This is a genomic window from Coprococcus eutactus, assembly GCF_001404675.1.
Taxonomy (GTDB): Bacteria; Bacillota; Clostridia; order Lachnospirales; family Lachnospiraceae; genus Coprococcus; species Coprococcus aceti.
The window spans coordinates 1-19,285 of the sequence record NZ_CYXU01000002.1; the positions used below are offsets into that span (position 1 = coordinate 1).

General features: G+C 45.7%; 18 protein-coding genes and 1 other annotated feature. Of the genes, 10 read left to right on the forward strand and 8 right to left on the reverse strand.

The window, feature by feature from the left end; translation table 11 throughout:
• Window positions 1–461: 461 nt before the first annotated feature.
• From ARA78_RS04395 to ARA78_RS04405, 3 genes are read right to left on the reverse strand one after another with little or no spacing between them, the layout of a single operon-like run.
• On the reverse strand, window positions 462–1,157 hold the full coding sequence (locus ARA78_RS04395; RefSeq protein WP_055224240.1) for a CvpA family protein: 696 nt from the start codon (window positions 1,155–1,157) through the stop codon (window positions 462–464).
• 18 nt (window positions 1,158–1,175) lie between these two features.
• Window positions 1,176–2,465: a DUF5711 family protein gene (locus ARA78_RS04400; protein WP_055147984.1), complete on the reverse strand. Its 1,290-nt coding sequence runs from the start codon at window positions 2,463–2,465 to the stop codon at window positions 1,176–1,178.
• Window positions 2,466–2,522: 57 nt separating this feature from the next.
• The gene (locus ARA78_RS04405) at window positions 2,523–3,821 is read right to left on the reverse strand and encodes a LysM peptidoglycan-binding domain-containing protein (protein WP_055274055.1); all 1,299 of its coding nucleotides are present in this window, start codon (window positions 3,819–3,821) and stop codon (window positions 2,523–2,525) included.
• Window positions 3,822–4,070: 249 nt separating this feature from the next.
• Between ARA78_RS04405 and yyaC the strand changes: the two genes are divergently transcribed.
• Window positions 4,071–4,622: a spore protease YyaC gene (gene yyaC / locus ARA78_RS04410; protein ID WP_015533411.1), complete on the forward strand. Its 552-nt coding sequence runs from the start codon at window positions 4,071–4,073 to the stop codon at window positions 4,620–4,622.
• Here the strand turns inward: yyaC and ARA78_RS04415 are convergent, their stop codons facing one another.
• Complete coding sequence (locus tag ARA78_RS04415) at window positions 4,623–5,735, reverse strand: hypothetical protein (RefSeq protein WP_015533412.1); 1,113 nt, start codon at window positions 5,733–5,735, stop codon at window positions 4,623–4,625.
• Between the two features lie 295 nt (window positions 5,736–6,030).
• Here ARA78_RS04415 and ARA78_RS04420 point away from each other — a divergent pair, with 295 nt between their 5' ends.
• Window positions 6,031–6,444, forward strand: a complete 414-nt coding sequence (locus tag ARA78_RS04420; RefSeq protein WP_015533413.1) for a CBS domain-containing protein — start codon at window positions 6,031–6,033, stop codon at window positions 6,442–6,444.
• A gap of 84 nt (window positions 6,445–6,528) precedes the next feature.
• Here the strand turns inward: ARA78_RS04420 and ARA78_RS04425 are convergent, their stop codons facing one another.
• Together ARA78_RS04425 and ARA78_RS14010 are read right to left on the reverse strand one after the other, a co-directional pair.
• On the reverse strand, window positions 6,529–8,193 hold the full coding sequence (locus tag ARA78_RS04425; RefSeq protein ID WP_015533414.1) for a 2-isopropylmalate synthase: 1,665 nt from the start codon (window positions 8,191–8,193) through the stop codon (window positions 6,529–6,531).
• A gap of 49 nt (window positions 8,194–8,242) precedes the next feature.
• Window positions 8,243–8,513: a binding site (T-box leader), on the reverse strand.
• Between the two features lie 73 nt (window positions 8,514–8,586).
• Window positions 8,587–8,736: a hypothetical protein gene (locus tag ARA78_RS14010; protein WP_015533415.1), complete on the reverse strand. Its 150-nt coding sequence runs from the start codon at window positions 8,734–8,736 to the stop codon at window positions 8,587–8,589.
• 175 nt (window positions 8,737–8,911) lie between these two features.
• Here ARA78_RS14010 and ARA78_RS04435 point away from each other — a divergent pair, with 175 nt between their 5' ends.
• Window positions 8,912–9,586 carry a uracil-DNA glycosylase gene (locus tag ARA78_RS04435; protein ID WP_015533416.1) on the forward strand — a complete coding sequence of 225 codons (675 nt, stop codon included), beginning with the start codon at window positions 8,912–8,914 and terminating at the stop codon, window positions 9,584–9,586.
• An 18-nt stretch (window positions 9,587–9,604) separates the two neighbouring features.
• Window positions 9,605–10,213 (forward strand): histidine phosphatase family protein, encoded by a 609-nt coding sequence (locus ARA78_RS04440; RefSeq protein WP_055147975.1) that lies wholly within the window; start codon window positions 9,605–9,607, stop codon window positions 10,211–10,213.
• A 54-nt stretch (window positions 10,214–10,267) separates the two neighbouring features.
• Here the strand turns inward: ARA78_RS04440 and ARA78_RS04445 are convergent, their stop codons facing one another.
• A complete protein-coding gene (locus ARA78_RS04445; RefSeq protein WP_022216736.1) occupies window positions 10,268–10,891 on the reverse strand; it encodes an HD domain-containing protein in 624 nt (207 codons plus the stop codon).
• A gap of 167 nt (window positions 10,892–11,058) precedes the next feature.
• Here ARA78_RS04445 and ARA78_RS04450 point away from each other — a divergent pair, with 167 nt between their 5' ends.
• The 5 genes from ARA78_RS04450 to ARA78_RS04470 all read left to right on the forward strand — a co-directional run bounded on the left by ARA78_RS04450 (window position 11,059) and on the right by ARA78_RS04470 (window position 15,447).
• Window positions 11,059–13,203 (forward strand): Tex family protein, encoded by a 2,145-nt coding sequence (locus ARA78_RS04450; protein ID WP_082419799.1) that lies wholly within the window; start codon window positions 11,059–11,061, stop codon window positions 13,201–13,203.
• Window positions 13,204–13,282: 79 nt separating this feature from the next.
• Window positions 13,283–13,552, forward strand: a complete 270-nt coding sequence (locus ARA78_RS04455; protein WP_055147972.1) for a spore coat associated protein CotJA — start codon at window positions 13,283–13,285, stop codon at window positions 13,550–13,552.
• Between the two features lie 2 nt (window positions 13,553–13,554).
• Entirely contained in the window at window positions 13,555–13,818 is a 264-nt protein-coding gene (locus ARA78_RS04460) for a spore coat protein CotJB (RefSeq protein ID WP_022216733.1), read from the forward strand.
• The gene (locus tag ARA78_RS04465) at window positions 13,818–14,441 is read left to right on the forward strand and encodes a manganese catalase family protein (protein ID WP_015533421.1); all 624 of its coding nucleotides are present in this window, start codon (window positions 13,818–13,820) and stop codon (window positions 14,439–14,441) included. The genes ARA78_RS04460 and ARA78_RS04465 overlap by 1 nt, the downstream gene beginning before the upstream one ends.
• A 58-nt stretch (window positions 14,442–14,499) precedes the next feature.
• A complete protein-coding gene (locus tag ARA78_RS04470) occupies window positions 14,500–15,447 on the forward strand; it encodes a DMT family transporter (protein ID WP_055274053.1) in 948 nt (315 codons plus the stop codon).
• Here ARA78_RS04470 and ARA78_RS04475 read toward each other — a convergent pair.
• The gene (locus ARA78_RS04475) at window positions 15,442–17,280 is read right to left on the reverse strand and encodes a metallophosphoesterase family protein (RefSeq protein ID WP_055274050.1); all 1,839 of its coding nucleotides are present in this window, start codon (window positions 17,278–17,280) and stop codon (window positions 15,442–15,444) included. The genes ARA78_RS04470 and ARA78_RS04475 overlap by 6 nt on opposite strands.
• 353 nt (window positions 17,281–17,633) lie before the next feature.
• Here ARA78_RS04475 and ARA78_RS04480 point away from each other — a divergent pair, with 353 nt between their 5' ends.
• Window positions 17,634–19,250 carry a CTP synthase gene (locus ARA78_RS04480; protein WP_055274048.1) on the forward strand — a complete coding sequence of 539 codons (1,617 nt, stop codon included), beginning with the start codon at window positions 17,634–17,636 and terminating at the stop codon, window positions 19,248–19,250.
• Window positions 19,251–19,285 lie beyond the last annotated feature (35 nt).

Sequence of the window (19,285 nt, forward strand, 5' to 3'; positions counted from 1 at the left end):
GCCGCCAGCGTTCATCCTGAGCCAGGATCAAACTCTCATTAAAAAGTTTGTAAATCCTATGTCAGAAATCATACTAGCTTGTATTTTTTCCTAACCATCTTTACTGTTATTGGTTTGTTAGATCTTTGATATCATCTCTGATCCGACGTTCTTGAAATTCTTGTTTGGAATTTCAGGGTTGTCATGTTGTTAATTTTTCAAGGTTCTTTATGTTTTCGCCTCTCAGCGACAACTTCTATATGCTATCACATCTGAAATTCTTTGTCAACAACTTTTTTATCTTTTTTCAAGATCTTTTCGGTTGCTGATGTCCGACCTCTTCGGCGACAACTTCTAAATATTACCACACCGAAGTGTGTATGTCAACAGCTTTTTTCATTTTCTTTGTCATCATATTCCAGTGACAGAAGAAGAAAATCGATGTTAACTTATGCCGGTCACAACCAGCAAGTGAAACTATACTAAATATCTCCCAATATGTCAATAACTATTTTCAAAAAAATGTTTTTATCGTACAGATATGTGAGAGCCTTGCTGTCGTGTACCATTTCCAGCATCTGCGAAGCCACTGAGAATGCCGACAAAAACGTTATGAGAACCATTGCGATCCATATACACAACACAGCCTGTGCAACGCCAAAAGCAAGTCCTCCTGCTTTGTCCAGCCCACCGACCACGGGGATACCCGACAGAACATGCGATAACGCAAGAGCTATCAGCACGAGCAGTAGCACCACAAATATGGTTAACAGATAAGACAGTCCGTTCATGACCATATCTGTGAGATAATCCACAACATATGCCACATAGTCTCCGATCGCCTTTCCATTTATCTTGTCTCCGCCGTTACTGCGTATGTAGTTCTTCACGATCTCCGGCAGTTCTGTATGTTCTAGATAATCTTCTTTCTCATAGACAGATACACTTTCACTGATATCTTCCACTCCTATGCTCTGCTCTACCTTCTGCCTCACGGTGTCTCTGAGTGGTGTATGCTGACAGAGGAACTGGTTTACATACGGATTCAGCACATTTGTCAGGATCACCGCTCCTACTATGCCCACTGCACTTACCGCACTTTTGATGAGACCTCTCCTGTATCCGATAAGGGCGCACAGAAGAATAACCGCCACAGACGCAAGCAACATCAGATTCATATGCGCTTCTCCTTTCTCTTACATGCCCTTGAGGGCAATAGTCTGCGTCTCATTTTCAAATATGACCACATACTCCTCCTCGTTTGAGTCCGGCACAACATTTACAAGATTCTTGGTGAATGAATAATTAAATTTCATACTTCCATTAAACCTGATTATACTGCAGTCCATATCTCCCGTGACTATTATCTCCTCTTCAGTTGCATATATTTTGTCAAATGCATTGTCGTAGTCCACTTCAGCCTTCAGCGCACCCTTGTTGTCATATATATATATTTTGTATTTCGCCTTTGAGGCAGAATCCGAGACAGCAATATAACCCACGCAGGAAGAATTATAGAATACGCCCTGCATCTCCCTGGATCTGAGATCTATAACAGCTCTCTCCTCCGGTTTCTCCGTCATAGTGTATGTTCTTATATCGTTATTACCAAAGCATGCAATATTGTCATTATCTGTAAATTTCACGATAGGATACAGTGCATCATCCACTGTATAGCTTCCCATCATACGATCAGCATTCTCATTCTGTCCAACCGAGCTAAAATTGTACATGGCTATCACAGACTGTACCTTTGTGCCCTGTATCTTCATATAACTTGTGACCAGCTTCTGTCCATCGTTCGATATGTCTATATCCATAGGGTATCCACTTTTATCTATCGTGGTCTTGAGCTCATAGATCGTGTTGCTGTCCTTATCGTATCCATTGATATAATTGCAGTCTTCTCCCACAAGTACAAGGGTGTACACTCCCTGCTCTGCAATATCAACATTTGAGATGTCGTAAGCGAGAGTCTGACGGCTGACTTCGCCGTCAACATTAAACACATACACATCTTTACCGTTCATATCCGCAACTATCGCGTAGTTTCCGCACACCTCTGCGTGTGGCATCTTCATCGCATAGCTCACATCCCACTTTGTCACGCCTTTTTCATCTATGTAAGATGCACCGTCCTTGGTCACCTTCAGCACATTTCCCGCAAATACCGTGTAATCTGCTATATTGTCACCTGATGTTTCCGTCGCTGACACCACATCATACTGAGTGTATGTCTTTATCGCGTTATATCTCAAAAGTGCAGTGACAAGTCCTAGCACAACCACAATTGCTGCGATAGCGAGGAGCATTTTGCCTTTTTTGCCCATGGTACGTTTTACTTCAATGACATTATCCCTGCCATTTGCAAGGCTTTCCTCGTCCATATCATCTTCTGTCTGATTCTGAACTTCCTGTTTTTCATCGTCTCTGCCCGCAGCAATTTCCTTATCCGCAGTTTTTTTATTTTTTGTTAAAAATTTCATATCCGTATTCCTTCTGTTCTTTATTTACTATAAAAAAACATGGTAATTATAGCATTTTTAATCTGTATAGGGAATAACCAATTTCTGGCCCTCATATATAGGTTCATCTATCTTCAGGCCATTTACCGCCGCTATACTCTCTGCGCCATCCTGCGTTCCGTACATCTTTATCGATATACTCACAAGAGTGTCCCCCGGTTCAACCACATAGATGCTCTCCGTATCCTCCGGCACAGAAGGTATCTCTGATGTTACAGCTTCATCTGAAACACTGTCCGAAGTGTATTCCGAGCCATACGAAGTTCCCTCCACCGAAGCACTTGTATTCTCCGCGCCTTGCGCCGCTGATATCTCCTGCGATCCATTTGCTTTCTGTGCCATCTCTGTATCCTGCACACCTTCCGCATTCTGAGTTGCCTCCGTGTTCTGTGATCCCGGCGTATTTTTTTGTGTATAGGCATCTCCGGATGCAGCTCCTCCCACTGTTTCCTCAGCACCGGCCATGGTGTCTGCACTGTTCATGAACACCTGAACCTCACCGGAGTGTTTTGCCTTTGTCAGCCGGTCCGTTATCTGCCCCACTGTATCCGGGGATATGTACCACAATGCGCCAAATGACACCGCACATACCGCAACAAAGCACGCCGCGGTTGTACCCCAGCTCCTCTTCTTCCGGTTCTCCGTCTGTTTCCCCCTCTCTCTGAAGTTTTCAACGACCGTCTTATCCTTTATTACCACACTGTCTGTCGCAGATTCCGCAGTCTCACGCTTTCTGCTGATTATGTAGTTCTGCATTTTCTCATTTCTCACATAATATATATAGTATCCCTTTTCCCTCATAAGGGTCCCGTGATCGTAATAATAAAATGCCTCCTCACACTCCAGTGCATCCATAAGGAACAGGATCTTTCCCTCACCCGGGAAATTATCGCGGTGCAGCCTTTTCATCTGATCGTTTATCTCTGCAGAGAAACCCATTCTGGACAGGAACCATCCCACGATCGACAGGTCATCGAAGTATTTGTTTATCTCCGCATATATCCCGCTCCACTCGCTGTCACCAAATTTTATCATGGATATGTCAAATTCAAGATTCTGTGCATCCACTGCGCCGCTGACAAATATCACCTTTGTGCCATTTTCATCATATACTTTTCCGAGAAGTATGGCTCCACGGCAGTTCATATTGCCCGGCGATGCAATTCTCCTCAGATATGTCATGACATAGTCTTCTACATATATCTTGTAATTTCCTGGGGCATTTCCCACCTGTCGTATATTCTTGGGCAACTCATATTTCACCCTGTCGCTTGACCTCATCATCTCATTTGCTTCATCATATACTATCTCTATCATTCACCCAACCTCCTATACTCTTAAGCATCAGCCCTTACAGCTCCGCCAACGATGCATGAATAATACCATGTTGACAAGACGCTTTTTTAGGAAATCATGTCATTTGATGTGTGTAACTGCGCCCTATATTCCAGCCTATTACGACCTATATCTACAGGATCATGTAAATGAGCGCTTTATGAATCTATTGTGTAAACTTTGATAATCTTGGAAATACTCTATACTATAAAACACAGGCAGGGTATTGATATGATAAAAAAGAAGCAGCGACAAACAGAATATTTTAATCCAAATGACATTCTTGCCTGCCGTGCGCTTTCAACCAGAATATCGGATTTTCTGGCAGACAGCGGGCAACCTTCTGACAGCACCGTGGTTTTATGCATAGGAACCGACCGCGCTACCGGTGATGCTCTCGGCCCTCTGACAGGCAGCTTTCTGACAGAGCACAACTGTCCTTTCAAAGTATACGGAACGTTAAAAGCTCCGGTCCACGCCCTCAATCTGCGCGATACCATACACCATATATACGACCATTTTGTCTCCCCCGCCATCATCGCCGTCGACGCATCCCTTGGACGTCCTTCAGATGTAGGTATGATCACGCTCTCTAACGCCCCCCTGTACCCCGGAATCGGTGTAAATAAAAAACTCCCGGCGATAGGAGATATCTCCATCACCGGGATTGTAAATCTGTCTGGAAAGCCAGGTATGAGTCTTCTTCAGAGCACCAGGCTGTATACCGTCAGCAATATGGCACGCTTCATCTCTGACGCCATACTGTCATCATCGACACACTGACTAGCTCTCTCCCTTATAAACCTCTATGGCGCCTGACACTGTGCTTGCCGTGCCCTCCTCCATGATCGATATAAGATCAGAGAGTTTCTCTTCTGTGAGCAGATCTTTGCCAAGGAATGTGACATAGCTGTCAGTCAGATGGCTCTGCATATCAGCAAGCTGTGACTCCATGGCATTGATCTTTTCCTCGAGCTGCTTCAGATCCGCCTTAAGTGCGTCGATCTTCGGCTGCCGTCTTCCTGTTATCTCATCAGTTATAACCTGTTTTGTATCATTCTCAAATACTTTTATCGCCTCAAGCTTGCGATTGCTTATATCCTCGCGCTCCGCCTCAAGCTCGCTGAGCTTTTCATCATATTTGCCAAGATTATATACACTCTCATCCTTGTCTCTTGTTATCGAGTTTCTGATGATCCTTATCTGCTTGTTGTTGGCGCGGACCTTGTTTCTTATCCGCCTGCCCTCATTGACGATCTCAAGATTCTTTACCTTGGCAAGATTGAACACTATGAAATATATGATAAATTCTGCTATGACAATCGCCTGACTGATCACCACATACGTCAAAGTGTGAACTCCGGTCTGGTATATGGTGTATGAAAGCGCCACGCATACAATCGCCGGTATACATCCGCAGAACAGGAGTATAAGCAGTATAAGCTTAAACACGTCGCCTGCTCCGCACGGAGCGAACATACAGTAGAAAAAGCCCGTATTGCAGAAGCCCGATACATTGTTCTGCTTAAACAGCTCCTTTGCCTTGAGTCTGAGCTGTCTGTTGCTCTCGTTGAGGGAGGCCGTCTCGCTCTCTATTCGGTTGCCCATACGCTCCGTCTTCTTCTTATCTTTTTTTGACTGAAGCTGCCTTATCTTGGCTCCGTTCGCCGAAAGCTGCTGGTCGTATCCATCCTCTATCTCATTCTTTCTGTTTTTCAAGGTTGAACTGATCTCATCAGAAAGGCCCTTTTCCTCCTGTGAGATACTCCTGCTGGTCTTTCTCTGTGCCGTTCTCACCTGTTCAAGGTTGTCCTGCACATCATCGATAGCCACCACCAGCTCCCTTGCCTTTATAAGATATTCCTGATTCTCCTGGAAAACATTCTCCGATCCCATACAGTCCTCCTTATGTCTCTTATAATAGTGCATATCAAGTTTATAATATCAAATCGCCTACTAATTAACAACATAATTTTGCAATTTCTGACACATCTGACACATTTCGGATTATATTCTGAAAATACTTTCTTATCATGCACCCGGTCACTATTATTTCACAGTAATTTAATTGAACTCATACTGATTATATTTTATAATTATTACATATGGGCGATAAGCAATATTTATGGTATTTATCATTTACAGAATGGGGCTGTAAAATTACAAATTATATATGACAAGGAGAAGAGGCATGAACATTTTATTTTTTCTTACACCTAAGAGCGATGTAGCATATATTGAGGACAGTTTTTCACTCAGACAGATACTTGAGAAGATGGAGATACACAGATATTCTGCAATACCGATACTATCCAACACCGGTGAATATGTCGGCACCATAACGGAGGGCGACATTCTCTGGTACTGCAAGCGCAATTCGATGAACGCGCTCAAAACCGCAGAGAGCATCTTCCTTAATGATATTCCAAAGAAATTCGAGTACGCCTCCGTATCCATCAGTTCCAACATGGAGGATCTCATAGCCAGAGCCATGGTCCAGAATTTTGTTCCGGTGGTTGACGATCAGAACAAGTTCATCGGCATAGTTACACGAAAGGATATCATCGGTTACTGCTATAAGAAACTTAAGACCAGCGAATCATAAAAAACACCCGGATATGTAAGCATTTCGCCTGCACATCCGGGTATTTTAATGTAATTCAATATATCTTAATCCCTAATTTAATATCTAATTGAGATCTCCCGTTCTGTTGACGGCGCTCACGAGTGCATGTACAGATGCGTCTATGATATCGTTCTTTATTCCTGCGCCCCATGTAACCTTACCATCGACAGTCTCGACTCCGACATAGGCAACTGCCTGTGAGTTTGAGCCAGTCTGGAGTGAATGCTCCTCGTAGCATACGACCTTGAACTGTATGTCAAAGTGCTTCTTTATAGCGTTGCTCACGGCATCCAGACGTCCATTTCCCTTGCCGTGGTAAACCTTCTTCACACCGTTCTTCAGAATAGTTATCTCTGTGGATATTCCATCTCCCTGTACGAAGTGATTCTCAAGCATCTTGATAGGGCCATCTATATTGACATATGTATTCTGGAATATATCCAATACTTCCTTTGGACTGAGCTCCTTGTGCTCCTTATCTGACACATCCTTTACTGTGTAGCCCAGATCCTCTCTGAACTTTGCAGGAAGGTCAAAGCCGTACTTTGTCTGGAGGATGAATCCAATTCCACCCTTTCCTGACTGGCTGTTTATTCTAATAACATCGCCATCATACTTTCTTCCGATATCCTCAGGGTTAAGCGGCAGATATGGACAGGTCCACATTCCGTCACCTTGCTCTTTTCTGAACTTCATTCCCTTGGCAATGGCATCCTGATGTGAGCCTGAGAATGCGGCAAATACAAGCTTTCCTGTATATGGTGAACGCTCGTAAACCTTCATTCCTGTAACTCTCTCATACATCTCTGTGAGCGATGGTATATCGCTGAGATCTATCTCAGGGTCAACTCCATGGGTGAACATGTTCATGCAGAGTGTGATCACGTCCACATTTCCTGTTCTCTCACCATTTCCAAATAATGTTCCCTCTATTCTGTCTGCGCCGGCAAGGATACCAAGCTCTGCATCTGCCACTCCACAGCCTCTGTCATTATGAGGATGAAGTGACAGGATAATATTCTCCCTGTCGTGGAGGTTCTTGCTCATATACTCTATCTGGCTTGCGTAAACATGCGGAAGTGACATCTCGACTGTTGCAGGGAGGTTGATTATAACCTTTCTGTCCGGTGTCGGCTTCCATACATCGATAACTGCGTTGCAGACCTCAAGTGCATAGTCAACCTCTGTTCCGGTGAAGCTCTCCGGTGAATACTCAAAACGATATGGAACGCCGTACTCATCAGCCATCTTGTTGAGCAGCTCTGCTCCATCCACTGCTATCTTAAGTATCTCTTCCTTTGACTTTCTGAACACCTGCTGTCTCTGGGCAAATGATGTTGAATTGTACAGATGTACGATCACGTTCTTTGCACCCTCTATAGCCTTAAATGTCTTCTCTATGATATGTGGTCTTGCCTGTGTAAGTACCTGTATCGTGACATCATCAGGTATGAGATCCTGCTCTATAAGTGTTCGGCAGAACTCGTACTCAGTCTCGGACGCTGCAGGAAATCCGATCTCTATCTCCTTGAAACCGATCCTGACAAGCTCCTTGAAAAATTCCAGCTTCTCATCAAGGCTCATAGGTACGATCAGGGCCTGATTACCGTCTCTCAGATCCACGCTGCACCAGATAGGTGCTTTGTCAATATACTCCTTGTTTACCCAGTCTGTGCACTGTACCGGCGGCATGTAATAGCCACGCTTGTAATTCTGATAATTCTTCATTGATATAACCTCCTACTTAAGCAAAAAAAAACTCACATCTCCTAATCACTATAGAGACGTAAGTTACGCGGTACCACTCTATTTCATACAATAATGTATGCTCTCATCGCAGATACAGATGAACGATATACTTACCGCCGTCTTATACCCTCCTGCTGTAACGGTCAGGCTCCGTCCCTTCCTACTTCACACGATCATCTGACGTGCCATTCAGCGGGCTGCTCCAAGGCGAGTTCAAACCCTATCGATCACCGCCTCACACCAACCGGCGGTTCTCTGAACATCTCCAGAATTCTACTGCTCCTCTTCATCGCATTATCTAGGCTGACTCTAACACATACAAGTGTCAGATGTCAACCCCTTTTAGCTATAATCCTATATATATTAACAGTTCTACCAGACAATAAATCTCTTGTTCTTGAGAGATCTTCCGCCTGCTGTAAGCATCAGTATACCCACTACAAGACCAGTAACTATCGTTATAACCCCAAGTGCTATGTTGAGTGCTCCAACCTGCTTCATAGTCTTATATGCTTTCTCCATACTCATATGCTCCTTTCTATAAGTCTTTATCAATTCTCAGATATAGTAAGTATATCATGTGATATTGCTTCTTACAACTTAAAACTTGAATTAGTTTATTTTACTTTGCACCCCGCCCGTGATAAAATAACTGTGTTTCGGATCATTATATTTGTATACAAAAAGGAGTATCAATATGCCAGCAATAACAAATGACTGGGCTGAATATCTTAAGCCTGAATATAAGAAACCTTACTATAAAAAGCTGTTTGATTTTGTGGGACAGGCATACGCAACGGAAACTGTCTACCCACCAGCCGATGATATATTCAACGCATTTCACACAACGCCGTTATCCCATGTAAAATGTGTGATAATCGGTCAGGATCCATATCATGAGCCAGGGCAGGCACACGGTCTGAGTTTCAGTGTGAAACCAGGTGTCACCATACCACCATCGCTCGTCAACATATATCAGGAGCTTCACGATGATCTGGGATGTAAGATCCCCAATAACGGATATCTTGAGAAGTGGGCCGACCAGGGAGTCCTCATGCTCAATGCCGTGCTGACTGTTCAGGCTCACAGAGCCGGTTCCCATCAGGGAAAGGGCTGGGAACATTTTACCGATGCAGCGATCAGGATCCTGAACGAGCAGGACAGACCTATCGTGTTCATCCTGTGGGGTGCATACGCCCAGAAGAAGGCCGCATTCCTGAACAACCCACACCACCTGATCCTGAAGTCCGCACACCCAAGTCCACTGTCTGTATACAGGGGCTTCTGGGGAAGCAAGCCGTTCAGCAAGACCAACGATTTCCTGGTTGCAAACGGAGTCGAGCCTATCGACTGGCAGATCGAGGACATTTGATTTTGGAGGACTGTACACATGGAGATTTATATTGTAAGACACGGTGAAACCGTATGGAATAAAAAGAAGCTGCTTCAGGGCCGGACTGACATTGAGCTCAGCGACAAAGGACGAGAGCTCGCCAGGATCACAGGAGAAAATCTGAGAGACACACACTTTGATATGGTGTTTTCCAGTCCGCTTAAGAGGGCTTACGAGACAGCCAGCCTCATTGTCGGCGGCAGGGACATTCCAATTGTGAAGAATGACCTCATAAAGGAAATGTGCTTTGGTGACTGGGAAGGGCAGAATATGTCAGAACTTCTGGCAGACGGAGGTCAGGATTTTCAGTATTTCTTCAAGCATCCTGAGCTCTATCACCCGGTTGGAAACGGTGAATCATTTGAGGAACTCTGCCAGCGGGCGGCCAGATTCATGACTGAGTATGTGGAGCCACTCTCCTCAAAATATTCAAGGATCATGATCGTTGCCCACGGTGCGATAAACAAAGCAATGATGATGCATGTAAAAAAGCATCCGCTCGAGGATTTCTGGTCAGGCGGGCTGCAGCAGAACTGCAACGTGATAATGCTTGACTACTCAGACAACGTATATACGATCATCGACGAGACAAAAATTTTCTATTAGACAGTATAATAAAAACAAAGAGCACTGTCCCGGCTTCATCCATGATACAACCTATCATGAATGTTTCAGGTTCAGTGCTCTCTGCACTTCCAGTATCTGCTCTTCTATCTTATCTGCGAGCATATATATCTGTTCATTATATCTTCCGTCTATTCTCCGCATAGCCTCGGGAAGGGGATTGAGAATGTCTGTATACGACTGCTTTATCTTCTTCTGTATCCACCTCACATCAGGCATGTAAACTATCGTTCTGAGATTGTGAAGCCTGTCCGCAAGCTTCACGATCACCGTCTGGTACGACCCCTGGGAAAATAACCTCCTGGCATATACGGAAAACGGTTCCCCCTGTATCCTAGTCAGAAGTCTTACCTGTTCGCGTATGTCCGCGCCAAATGCACTCTCTATATCGTCAAGTGTACATTCTGTATCTTCAACCGTGTCGTGAAGGAGTGCAGTTATGAGGATATCCTCGTCGGTTATCCCGCACTCTTCTCTCAGGATATTGTATACGCCAAGTATATGCTCATCATAATAAGGCTTCATACCGCCATTTCCCCGGCGCATCTGCCCTTCATGAAATGCTTTTGCCATATCCATAGCCTGCTGTATGCGTTCTGAAACCTGTACATCCGGTCCAACCATATCATCAACGCCTTTTCCCAGTGTCATGTCAGCCATCTTCTTATCCCTTTCAGTACATCCCAAACTACACAAAGTATAACATAGCAGCCTTGAATAATCTATCCATTTTTTATATACTTAACAAATGTGCTTCTATTAAATTTTACATTTACAATGAAATATTTTTTACTTTGCACATCACACTTTACAAAAGGAGTATATACATGAACATAATCAAGAAAATTGCTCAGGAGATAGGCTGTCGCGACAGCCAGGTTGAAGCAGCGGTAAAACTCATCGATGATGGCAACACAATTCCATTCATCGCCAGATATAGAAAGGAAGCCACCGGCTCCCTCAACGACGAACAGCTTCGTCTTCTTCACGAAAGACTTGTATACCTTAGAAATCTCGAGGACAAAAAGGCTCAGGTCATCGCAAGTATAGAGGAGCAGGGAAAACTTACAGATCAGCTCAGGGCGGACATTGAGAAGGCCGAGACCATGGTTCTGGTCGACGATCTCTACAGACCATACAGGCCTAAGCGAAAGACAAGGGCAACCATCGCCAAGGACAAAGGGCTGGAGGGGCTTGCAAACATCATCATGCTGCAGATGACCAGAACTCCGATAGTCAAGGAAGCTGAAGCTTATGTGTCTGAGGAGAAGGGCGTTGCAGACACCAGCGAAGCCATCGCAGGCGCAATGGACATAATCGCTGAAAATATATCTGACACCGCCGATTACAGGACTCACATAAGAGACCTCACCACCAGACACGGTGTGCTGAGAACAACAGCAAAGGACCCGGAGGCTGAATCCGTATACGAGATGTACTACGACTTCTCCACCCCTGTATCCAAGATGACCGGATACAGAACCCTCGCCGTTAACCGCGGTGAAAAGGAAAAGTTCATCACAGTAAAGATCGAGGCACCGGTCAACGACATAATATCATATCTGAAAAAACAGATCATCGTCAGAGACAATCCTGAGACCGAACAGATACTTTCAGACGCGATCGCAGACAGCTACGACAGGCTCATAGCCCCTGCCATCGAGAGGGAGATCAGAAACGCCCTCACAGAGACCGCTGAGGACGGTGCCATCAAGGTATTTGCATCGAATCTGCAGCAGCTCCTCATGCAGCCTCCTATCGCAGGGCAGACCGTGCTCGGCTGGGATCCGGCGTTCAGAACCGGCTGTAAGCTCGCAGTTGTGGATCCGACCGGAAAGGTTCTCGACACCGTTGTCATATTCCCAACGGCACCTCAGAAGAAGGTTGCAGAGGCTAAAAATACTGTGAATGCTCTAATAAAGAAGTACGGCATAACTCTCATATCCGTGGGAAATGGTACGGCATCCAGAGAGTCAGAGATGGTGATCGCCGAGCTCATCAGTGAACTTGACACACCTGTACAGTACGTGATAACCAACGAGGCAGGAGCTTCTGTCTACTCCGCCAGCAAGCTTGCAACCGAGGAATTCCCTCATTTTGATGTTGGTCAGAGAAGTGCGGCTTCCATCGCCAGGAGAGTACAGGATCCTCTGGCAGAGCTGGTCAAGATCGATCCAAAGGCTATCGGAGTCGGTCAGTATCAGCACGATATGAACCAGAAGAAGCTGACAGAAGCCCTGGACGCAGTTGTTGAGGATTCTGTAAATAAAGTCGGCGTCGACCTCAATACCGCTTCTGCCCCACTTATGGAGCACATTTCCGGAATAAACAAGACGCTGGCCAAGAATATCGTGGATTACAGAGAGGCAAATGGACGCTTCAAAACCAGAAAGGAACTCCTCAAGGTTGCCAAGCTCGGACCTAAGGCATTTGAACAGTGCGCAGGTTTCATGAGGATAAGCGGCGGCTCAAATCCTCTGGATGCCACATCTGTACATCCTGAGAGTTACGATATAGCCACTGCCCTGCTGAGCCACATCGGCTACACAACCGATGACATTGCATCCGGCAGGCTCAAGGATCTTTCAAAAGCCGCCGGCAACATCAAAAAGCTAGCTGAGGAGCTGGGAACAGGAACGATAACTCTCAACGACATCATAAAGGAGCTTGAAAAGCCTGCCCGTGATCCCCGTGACGAGATGCCCAAGCCGATCCTCAGAGGAGATGTCCTTGAGATGAAGGATCTGACAGAGGGAATGATACTCAAGGGAACCGTCAGAAACGTGATCGACTTCGGTGCATTTGTGGATATAGGTGTTCATCAGGACGGACTTGTCCACATCTCAGAGATGTCCGACAAATTCATAAAGCACCCTCTTGACGTGGTGAGCGTCGGCGACATTGTCCAGGTAAAGGTCATCGGCATAGACCTCGCCAAGAAACGCATACAGCTCTCCATGAAGGGTATTTAACACACGACAAAATACAGTAACATATTTAAGCCTCCAGCATAGTTTATACAGAGAAAACTTATGTATGGAGGCTTTTATAGTGGAACAAAACAGAAACTGCTGCCGTAACGGCCAGAATCGATGCTACTATAACCAGGGAACCTCTGTTAAATACACCGCCTCATCCGGCTCCAAGCCACGCTCCTGTGACTCCGGCACTGCCACTTCAGTGAGAACCGACAGGCCGCTCGGAATGGCTTATATCCCTGAACAGTTCTTTGAAAATCTGTACGATGCAAAATGCGGACTGATGGAGGGCACCATGTTCAAGGATCTCAATCTGATATTCTGCGGGGTAAGGGGGAAATAGCCATGAATAAAATGAACAAAAAACAGCTTCTGCGCTTTATCACAGAGGTCTCTTTTGCACTTGACGATATTGCGCTCTATCTCGACCTTCATCCCGACTGCACCAAGGCACTTTCGAGCTATGACAACTATCAGAGCATGCGCACCCAGGCTATAAATGATTACGTGAACATGTATGGGCCGCTGAACAAATATCAGGTCACTGACAACAACTATTTCAACTGGGTCAATGACCCTTGGCCATGGGAAGGAGAGTGTAACTGCTAATGTGGGTTTATGAGAAAAGATTACAATTTCCTATAAATATAAAGGAAACCAACGCAAAGCTGGCTCAGGACATAATCAGTCAATACGGCGGTCCGGACGGTGAAATGAGTGCCTCGATGAGATACCTGTCGCAGAGATATTCCATGCCTGACAAGAAGGTCAAGGCGGCTCTGACCGACATCGGAACCGAGGAACTTGCCCATCTCGAGATGGTTGCGACCATCATTTACCAGCTCACAAGGGATCTGAGCATCGAGGAGATCAAGGCATCGGGCTTTGACAAATATTATATCGACCACACCATCGGCATCTGGCCCCAGGCGGCAGGAGGAATTCCATTTAACGCCTGCGAATTCCAGTGCAAGGGCGACGCGATAACAGATCTTTTTGAGGATATGGCCGCTGAGCAGAAAGCCAGGTCGACCTACGACAACATTCTCAGACTGTGCAAGGATCACCCGGACGTATATGAGCCTATCAAATTCCTGCGCGAGAGGGAGGTCGTGCACTTCCAGAGATTTGGCGAATGCCTTGAGGCTGTAAAAGATACCCTCGATCACAAGAATTTCTATGCATTCAACCCTTCATTTGACACCAAGGCACCTTGTTTAAAGAATAATTGAAAATTAGAAATATCGGTGGTAAAATGATGTCACTTTTAACAAGAGAAGAGGCGGTGTTATGTCAGAAAAACAGATCAACCACTCACAGAGATTCGGAATCATACTGGTTCTGTCATGCGGAATCATGTGGGGCATAAGCGGAGTCCTTGGACAATACGTGTTCCAGTCGTCAGATGTAAATGCCACACAGCTTTCCATAATCAGACAGTTTATATCCGGTGTCGTACTGCTTGTCATCGCCGCCGTAAAGGGAGATAAAAGGGCTTTGACCATATGGTCAAAGCCTAAAAGTGTCATATCTATGCTGTTCTTTGCACTCTCAGGTGTCATGGGCGTGCAGTTCACATACTTCGCTTCCATCGAACATTCCAACGCCGCAACCGGCACAGTGATCCAGTTCACATACATAATCATGCTGCTGTTGTACACAACAATATTCATGCACAAGAGACCTCATATATATGAAGCCGCCTCAGTCGTATGTGCATTTGCAGGTATCTTTCTGATCGCCACACACGGCAGCCTGAATTCCCTTGCCATATCCAGGCCGGCGCTCATATGGGGACTCACCTCAGCGGTATGTTTCACTATATACTGCCTTTATCCTCAGAAGCTCTACAATGAATATGGTCTGGTAAATATCATAGGCTGGTCATCACTCATAGCCTCCATTCTCCTTGCGCTGGTCACGAAAACATTCTCACTGCCTCACATGGATGGAAGGATAATTGCAGCCTCACTTGCGGTAGCCATTGTGGGCTCCCTCATCCCATTTACAATATACGGTCTCGGCATCAGCATCCTCGGAAGCGTGAAGGCGAGTCTTTTTGTCACAGTCGAGCCCGTGTCAAGTGCCCTGCTGACGTGGATCTTTCTGGGAACCCAGTTCACCAGCATGGATCTGATCGGTTTTCTCCTGATTCTTGGATCCATACAGGTTGTTGCCATAATGACATTTCACAATGAAAAACACATAGTAAAAGCTGAACAGACTCATCTGTCATGATGAAAGTCCATCCAGCTCATCTATCGCACATCTCATAACCCGGATCTCCTGAAGCTTTTCATCAAGAAGCTTCTCCCGGTGTGTGAGTTTTTCGTATATATCTCTTCTTCGTCCGTCAAGGCTTTGCAGCCCGGTTCTGCGGCTGTGTATCTTATCCCGCTGTGCACAGAGCTTATCAAGTTCCGCCCTGCTTTCCTCAAGCTCCGCTGTCAATCTCTTTCTTCCACTCTTCTTCCAGAGTCCCCAGTATTTTGACAACGCATATCCAATATAGTATGCAAGTCCCGCAGCTCCGACAGCGAAGAGCATCGCATACACAAGTCGTCCGTCCGGGAGAATATTATCCCCCCGTGCGACCAATGCATACATTATAACTATCGACAATATTCCAAGTACCATGAGCGGTACAAGTGCTGTTCTTACTCCAGTCCTTATCCAGCTTCGTCTGTACTCCTTAGGAAGCTCCTCCAGATGACGTCTGAGCGTCGTGATCTCAAGTTCGCTTTTCCGCTCCTGTGCCCATACCGAGTTAAGCTCACCCAGAACATCAGAGCTGACCTCGTAGTCATTTTGCAGGCTCATATATTCCCTGACCGCAGCGTCCGCCTCGTATGTCTGACATTTCATCCTGAGTATCTGTCTGACCTGTCTCAGTGTATCGTGATAAAGCTCCCTGCCCATTTTTCTGCCCGATCTTGCATACAGCCCCGACACCTCTATCATCATGTCGACCGCAAGTTTTATTCCGTCTCTGCTTTCAAGACCGGCAACATTCAGTTTATCGAGCAATCTGCCAAATTCTGTATTTTTGTTGGCTCTGGCGTATTCACTGTAGTCGGATCGTTCAAATCTCTCACCTTCCACCGCCAGGATTCTGTAATCCTTCAGCATGGATGATATATCAAAGTTCTTCTCACAGCCCGCCATACGGTTCAGGCATATGGAATATATATTGTCACGTCCCTCAAGCTCCAGGATACCCAGAATGGCCTCCGTCAGAGCACCGTCCCTTGTATCGTTATCCACCGGATAATCAATTCTTTTATATTCTCTGACCGCAGCAGGCACAAACTTAGTCGAAACCACTCCGTCAGACATTTCCCCATAGATATATCCATGTGCGCCTGTTGACTCTCTCGACACAGCCTCCGGACTTCCAGAATAATAAGCCTTGCCCGGAATCTTCATCTGATACTTCTGGCGGCCGCCAAACGCAATGTAATTAAATCCACTGGCACGCAGCCTGTTCCAGTCAACCGACATCCGTCTCCGGTCACCCCCACATGCGATCAGCACATTACATACCGCTTCATCCTGCGGTTCTGCATCATCCACCACCCTGGCATCCATCTTCCTGTCAAAATAGCTCACGCCGTATATATCAACGTCCTTGTCCGGAAAATGAATATGATCCAGTGCCATGGTCGCCTGCTCATCCCTGACCGCTGTGTACCCCATGTCTCCAGTCTGTTTGTCTCCAATCTGTCTTATTCCAGGGCTTCCGATCACACACACACGGGATTTGAAACCATAGTCAAGAAGCGGCGCATCACTTCCCAGATTATCCTGAAATCCAGCAGCATATATGACCACTGTATGCTTTAAGCTTCCAAATATCTCATCAAGCCATGCAAGCTCTTCCTCAGATGGCTGATGGTCAAACAGATTGCCTGCAACCAGAAGAAAATCCACGTCAAGCTCCCCGGCACGTGCCACCACAGCCTCAAATGTCATGTATATTTCGTTTTTCCTCTCGCCGCTCCATACACACTCCCTGTCAGGCAGCGCGCCGAGCAGCACATCGGATATATGTATAAACGTTATCTTTTTCATCAATCTGTATATTCCAATCCCAAGCATGAAAATGCATTATAATCCGTATTTGTTATGTGTGAGCATGACGCACGCCCCACATTTACATACTCTTTTATAATTATATTAGTATATGTCGATACACGCAAGTGCAACGACATAATGTATGTCGTGCACAGGTGCGACAGCCTTCACGCATCAATGTGCTTCATTATTTCATGTCATCTGACCCTAAAACGTTCATTTCAACAGCCAGAGCATTATTTTGCCAAGTTTAATTTGTTTTTAACTTGTTTTTCTCAATTGACTTTTAGATATGGCTTGCTTATAATATGTTAATGTAGTTTTTTGAAGTATTAATGGAGGATATAATTATGGCAGTCAAGTATGTGTTTGTCACTGGTGGTGTTGTATCTGGACTCGGTAAGGGTATTACTGCTGCTTCTCTTGGACGTCTTCTCAAGATGAGAGGATATAAAGTCACAAGCCAGAAGTTCGACCCTTATATCAATATTGATCCGGGAACAATGAACCCTATCCAGCACGGTGAAGTTTTTGTCACTGACGACGGCGCCGAAACAGATCTGGATCTCGGTCACTATGAGCGTTTTATAGACGAAAGTCTCAACAAGAATTCTAATGTAACAACCGGAAAGGTATACTGGAGCATCCTTCAGAAGGAGCGCCATGGTGATTTCGGAGGACACACAGTACAGGTAGTGCCACATATCACCAATGAGATAAAAGACAGATTCTACAGAAATCCCGACGCAAAGGATACTGAGGTAGCGATAATCGAGATCGGCGGAACCGTTGGAGATATCGAAAGCCAGCCATTCCTTGAGGCTATCAGACAGTTCCAGCATGAGGTCGGTCCTAAGAACTGCATCATGATCCATGTAACTCTTATCCCTTATCTGAAGGCTTCAGGTGAGATCAAGACCAAGCCTACCCAGGCGAGCGTTAAGAATCTTCAGGGAATGGGTATTCAGCCCGATATCCTCGTATGTCGTTCCGATCTTCCTCTTGATCAGGGCATCAAGGATAAGATCGCACTGTTCTGTAACGTGCCGAGCAGAAACGTTATACAGAATCTTGACGTGGATGTTCTGTATGAGGTTCCACTTGCCATGGAGAAGGAGCACCTTGCCGATGTAGTATGTGAGTGCCTGGATATGGAATGTCCTCCACCTGCAGAACACGCATGGCTCGAGTGGACAAGCATGATAGATGCATGGAAGCATCCTGAGAAGAATGTAAGAGTTGCTCTGGTCGGAAAGTACGTATCACTTCACGATGCCTATATCTCAGTAGTTGAGGCATTGAAGCATGCCGGCGTTGCCAACAAGGCAGAGGTTGAGATCAAGTGGGTCGACTCCGAGCTTGTAACAAAGGAGAATGTCGCTGAGATCCTCGGCGATATAGACGGAATCCTTGTTCCGGGCGGCTTTGGCGACAGAGGTATAGAGGGAATGATCACTTCTATCAATTACGCCAGAACACACAAGGTTCCTTACCTTGGACTGTGTCTCGGAATGCAGCTCACGATAGTTGAATTTGCAAGAAATGTACTTGGATATTCAGACGCCCACAGCTCTGAGTTCAATCCAAACTCATTCCACCAGGTAATCCACATCATGCCAAACCAGCACGATGTAACCGATCTTGGCGGTACCCTCAGACTTGGTTCATATCCTTGTGTGCTTGCAAAGGATTCAAAGTCATACCAGTTATACGGTACAGAATATATCCACGAGCGTCACAGACACAGATACGAGGTCAACAATGACTATCGTCAGGCTCTGACTGACAACGGAATGGAGCTTGTCGGACTGTCACCTGACGGACATATCGTCGAGATGATCGAGATTCCTGAGCATCCTTGGTTCATCGGAACACAGGCACATCCGGAATTCAAATCAAGACCAAACAAGCCACATCCTCTTTTCAAAGGATTTGTAGCAGCTGCACTTGAGCATATGGATAAATAATATATAGAGACAGGGAGTATATCAACTGCTGATAT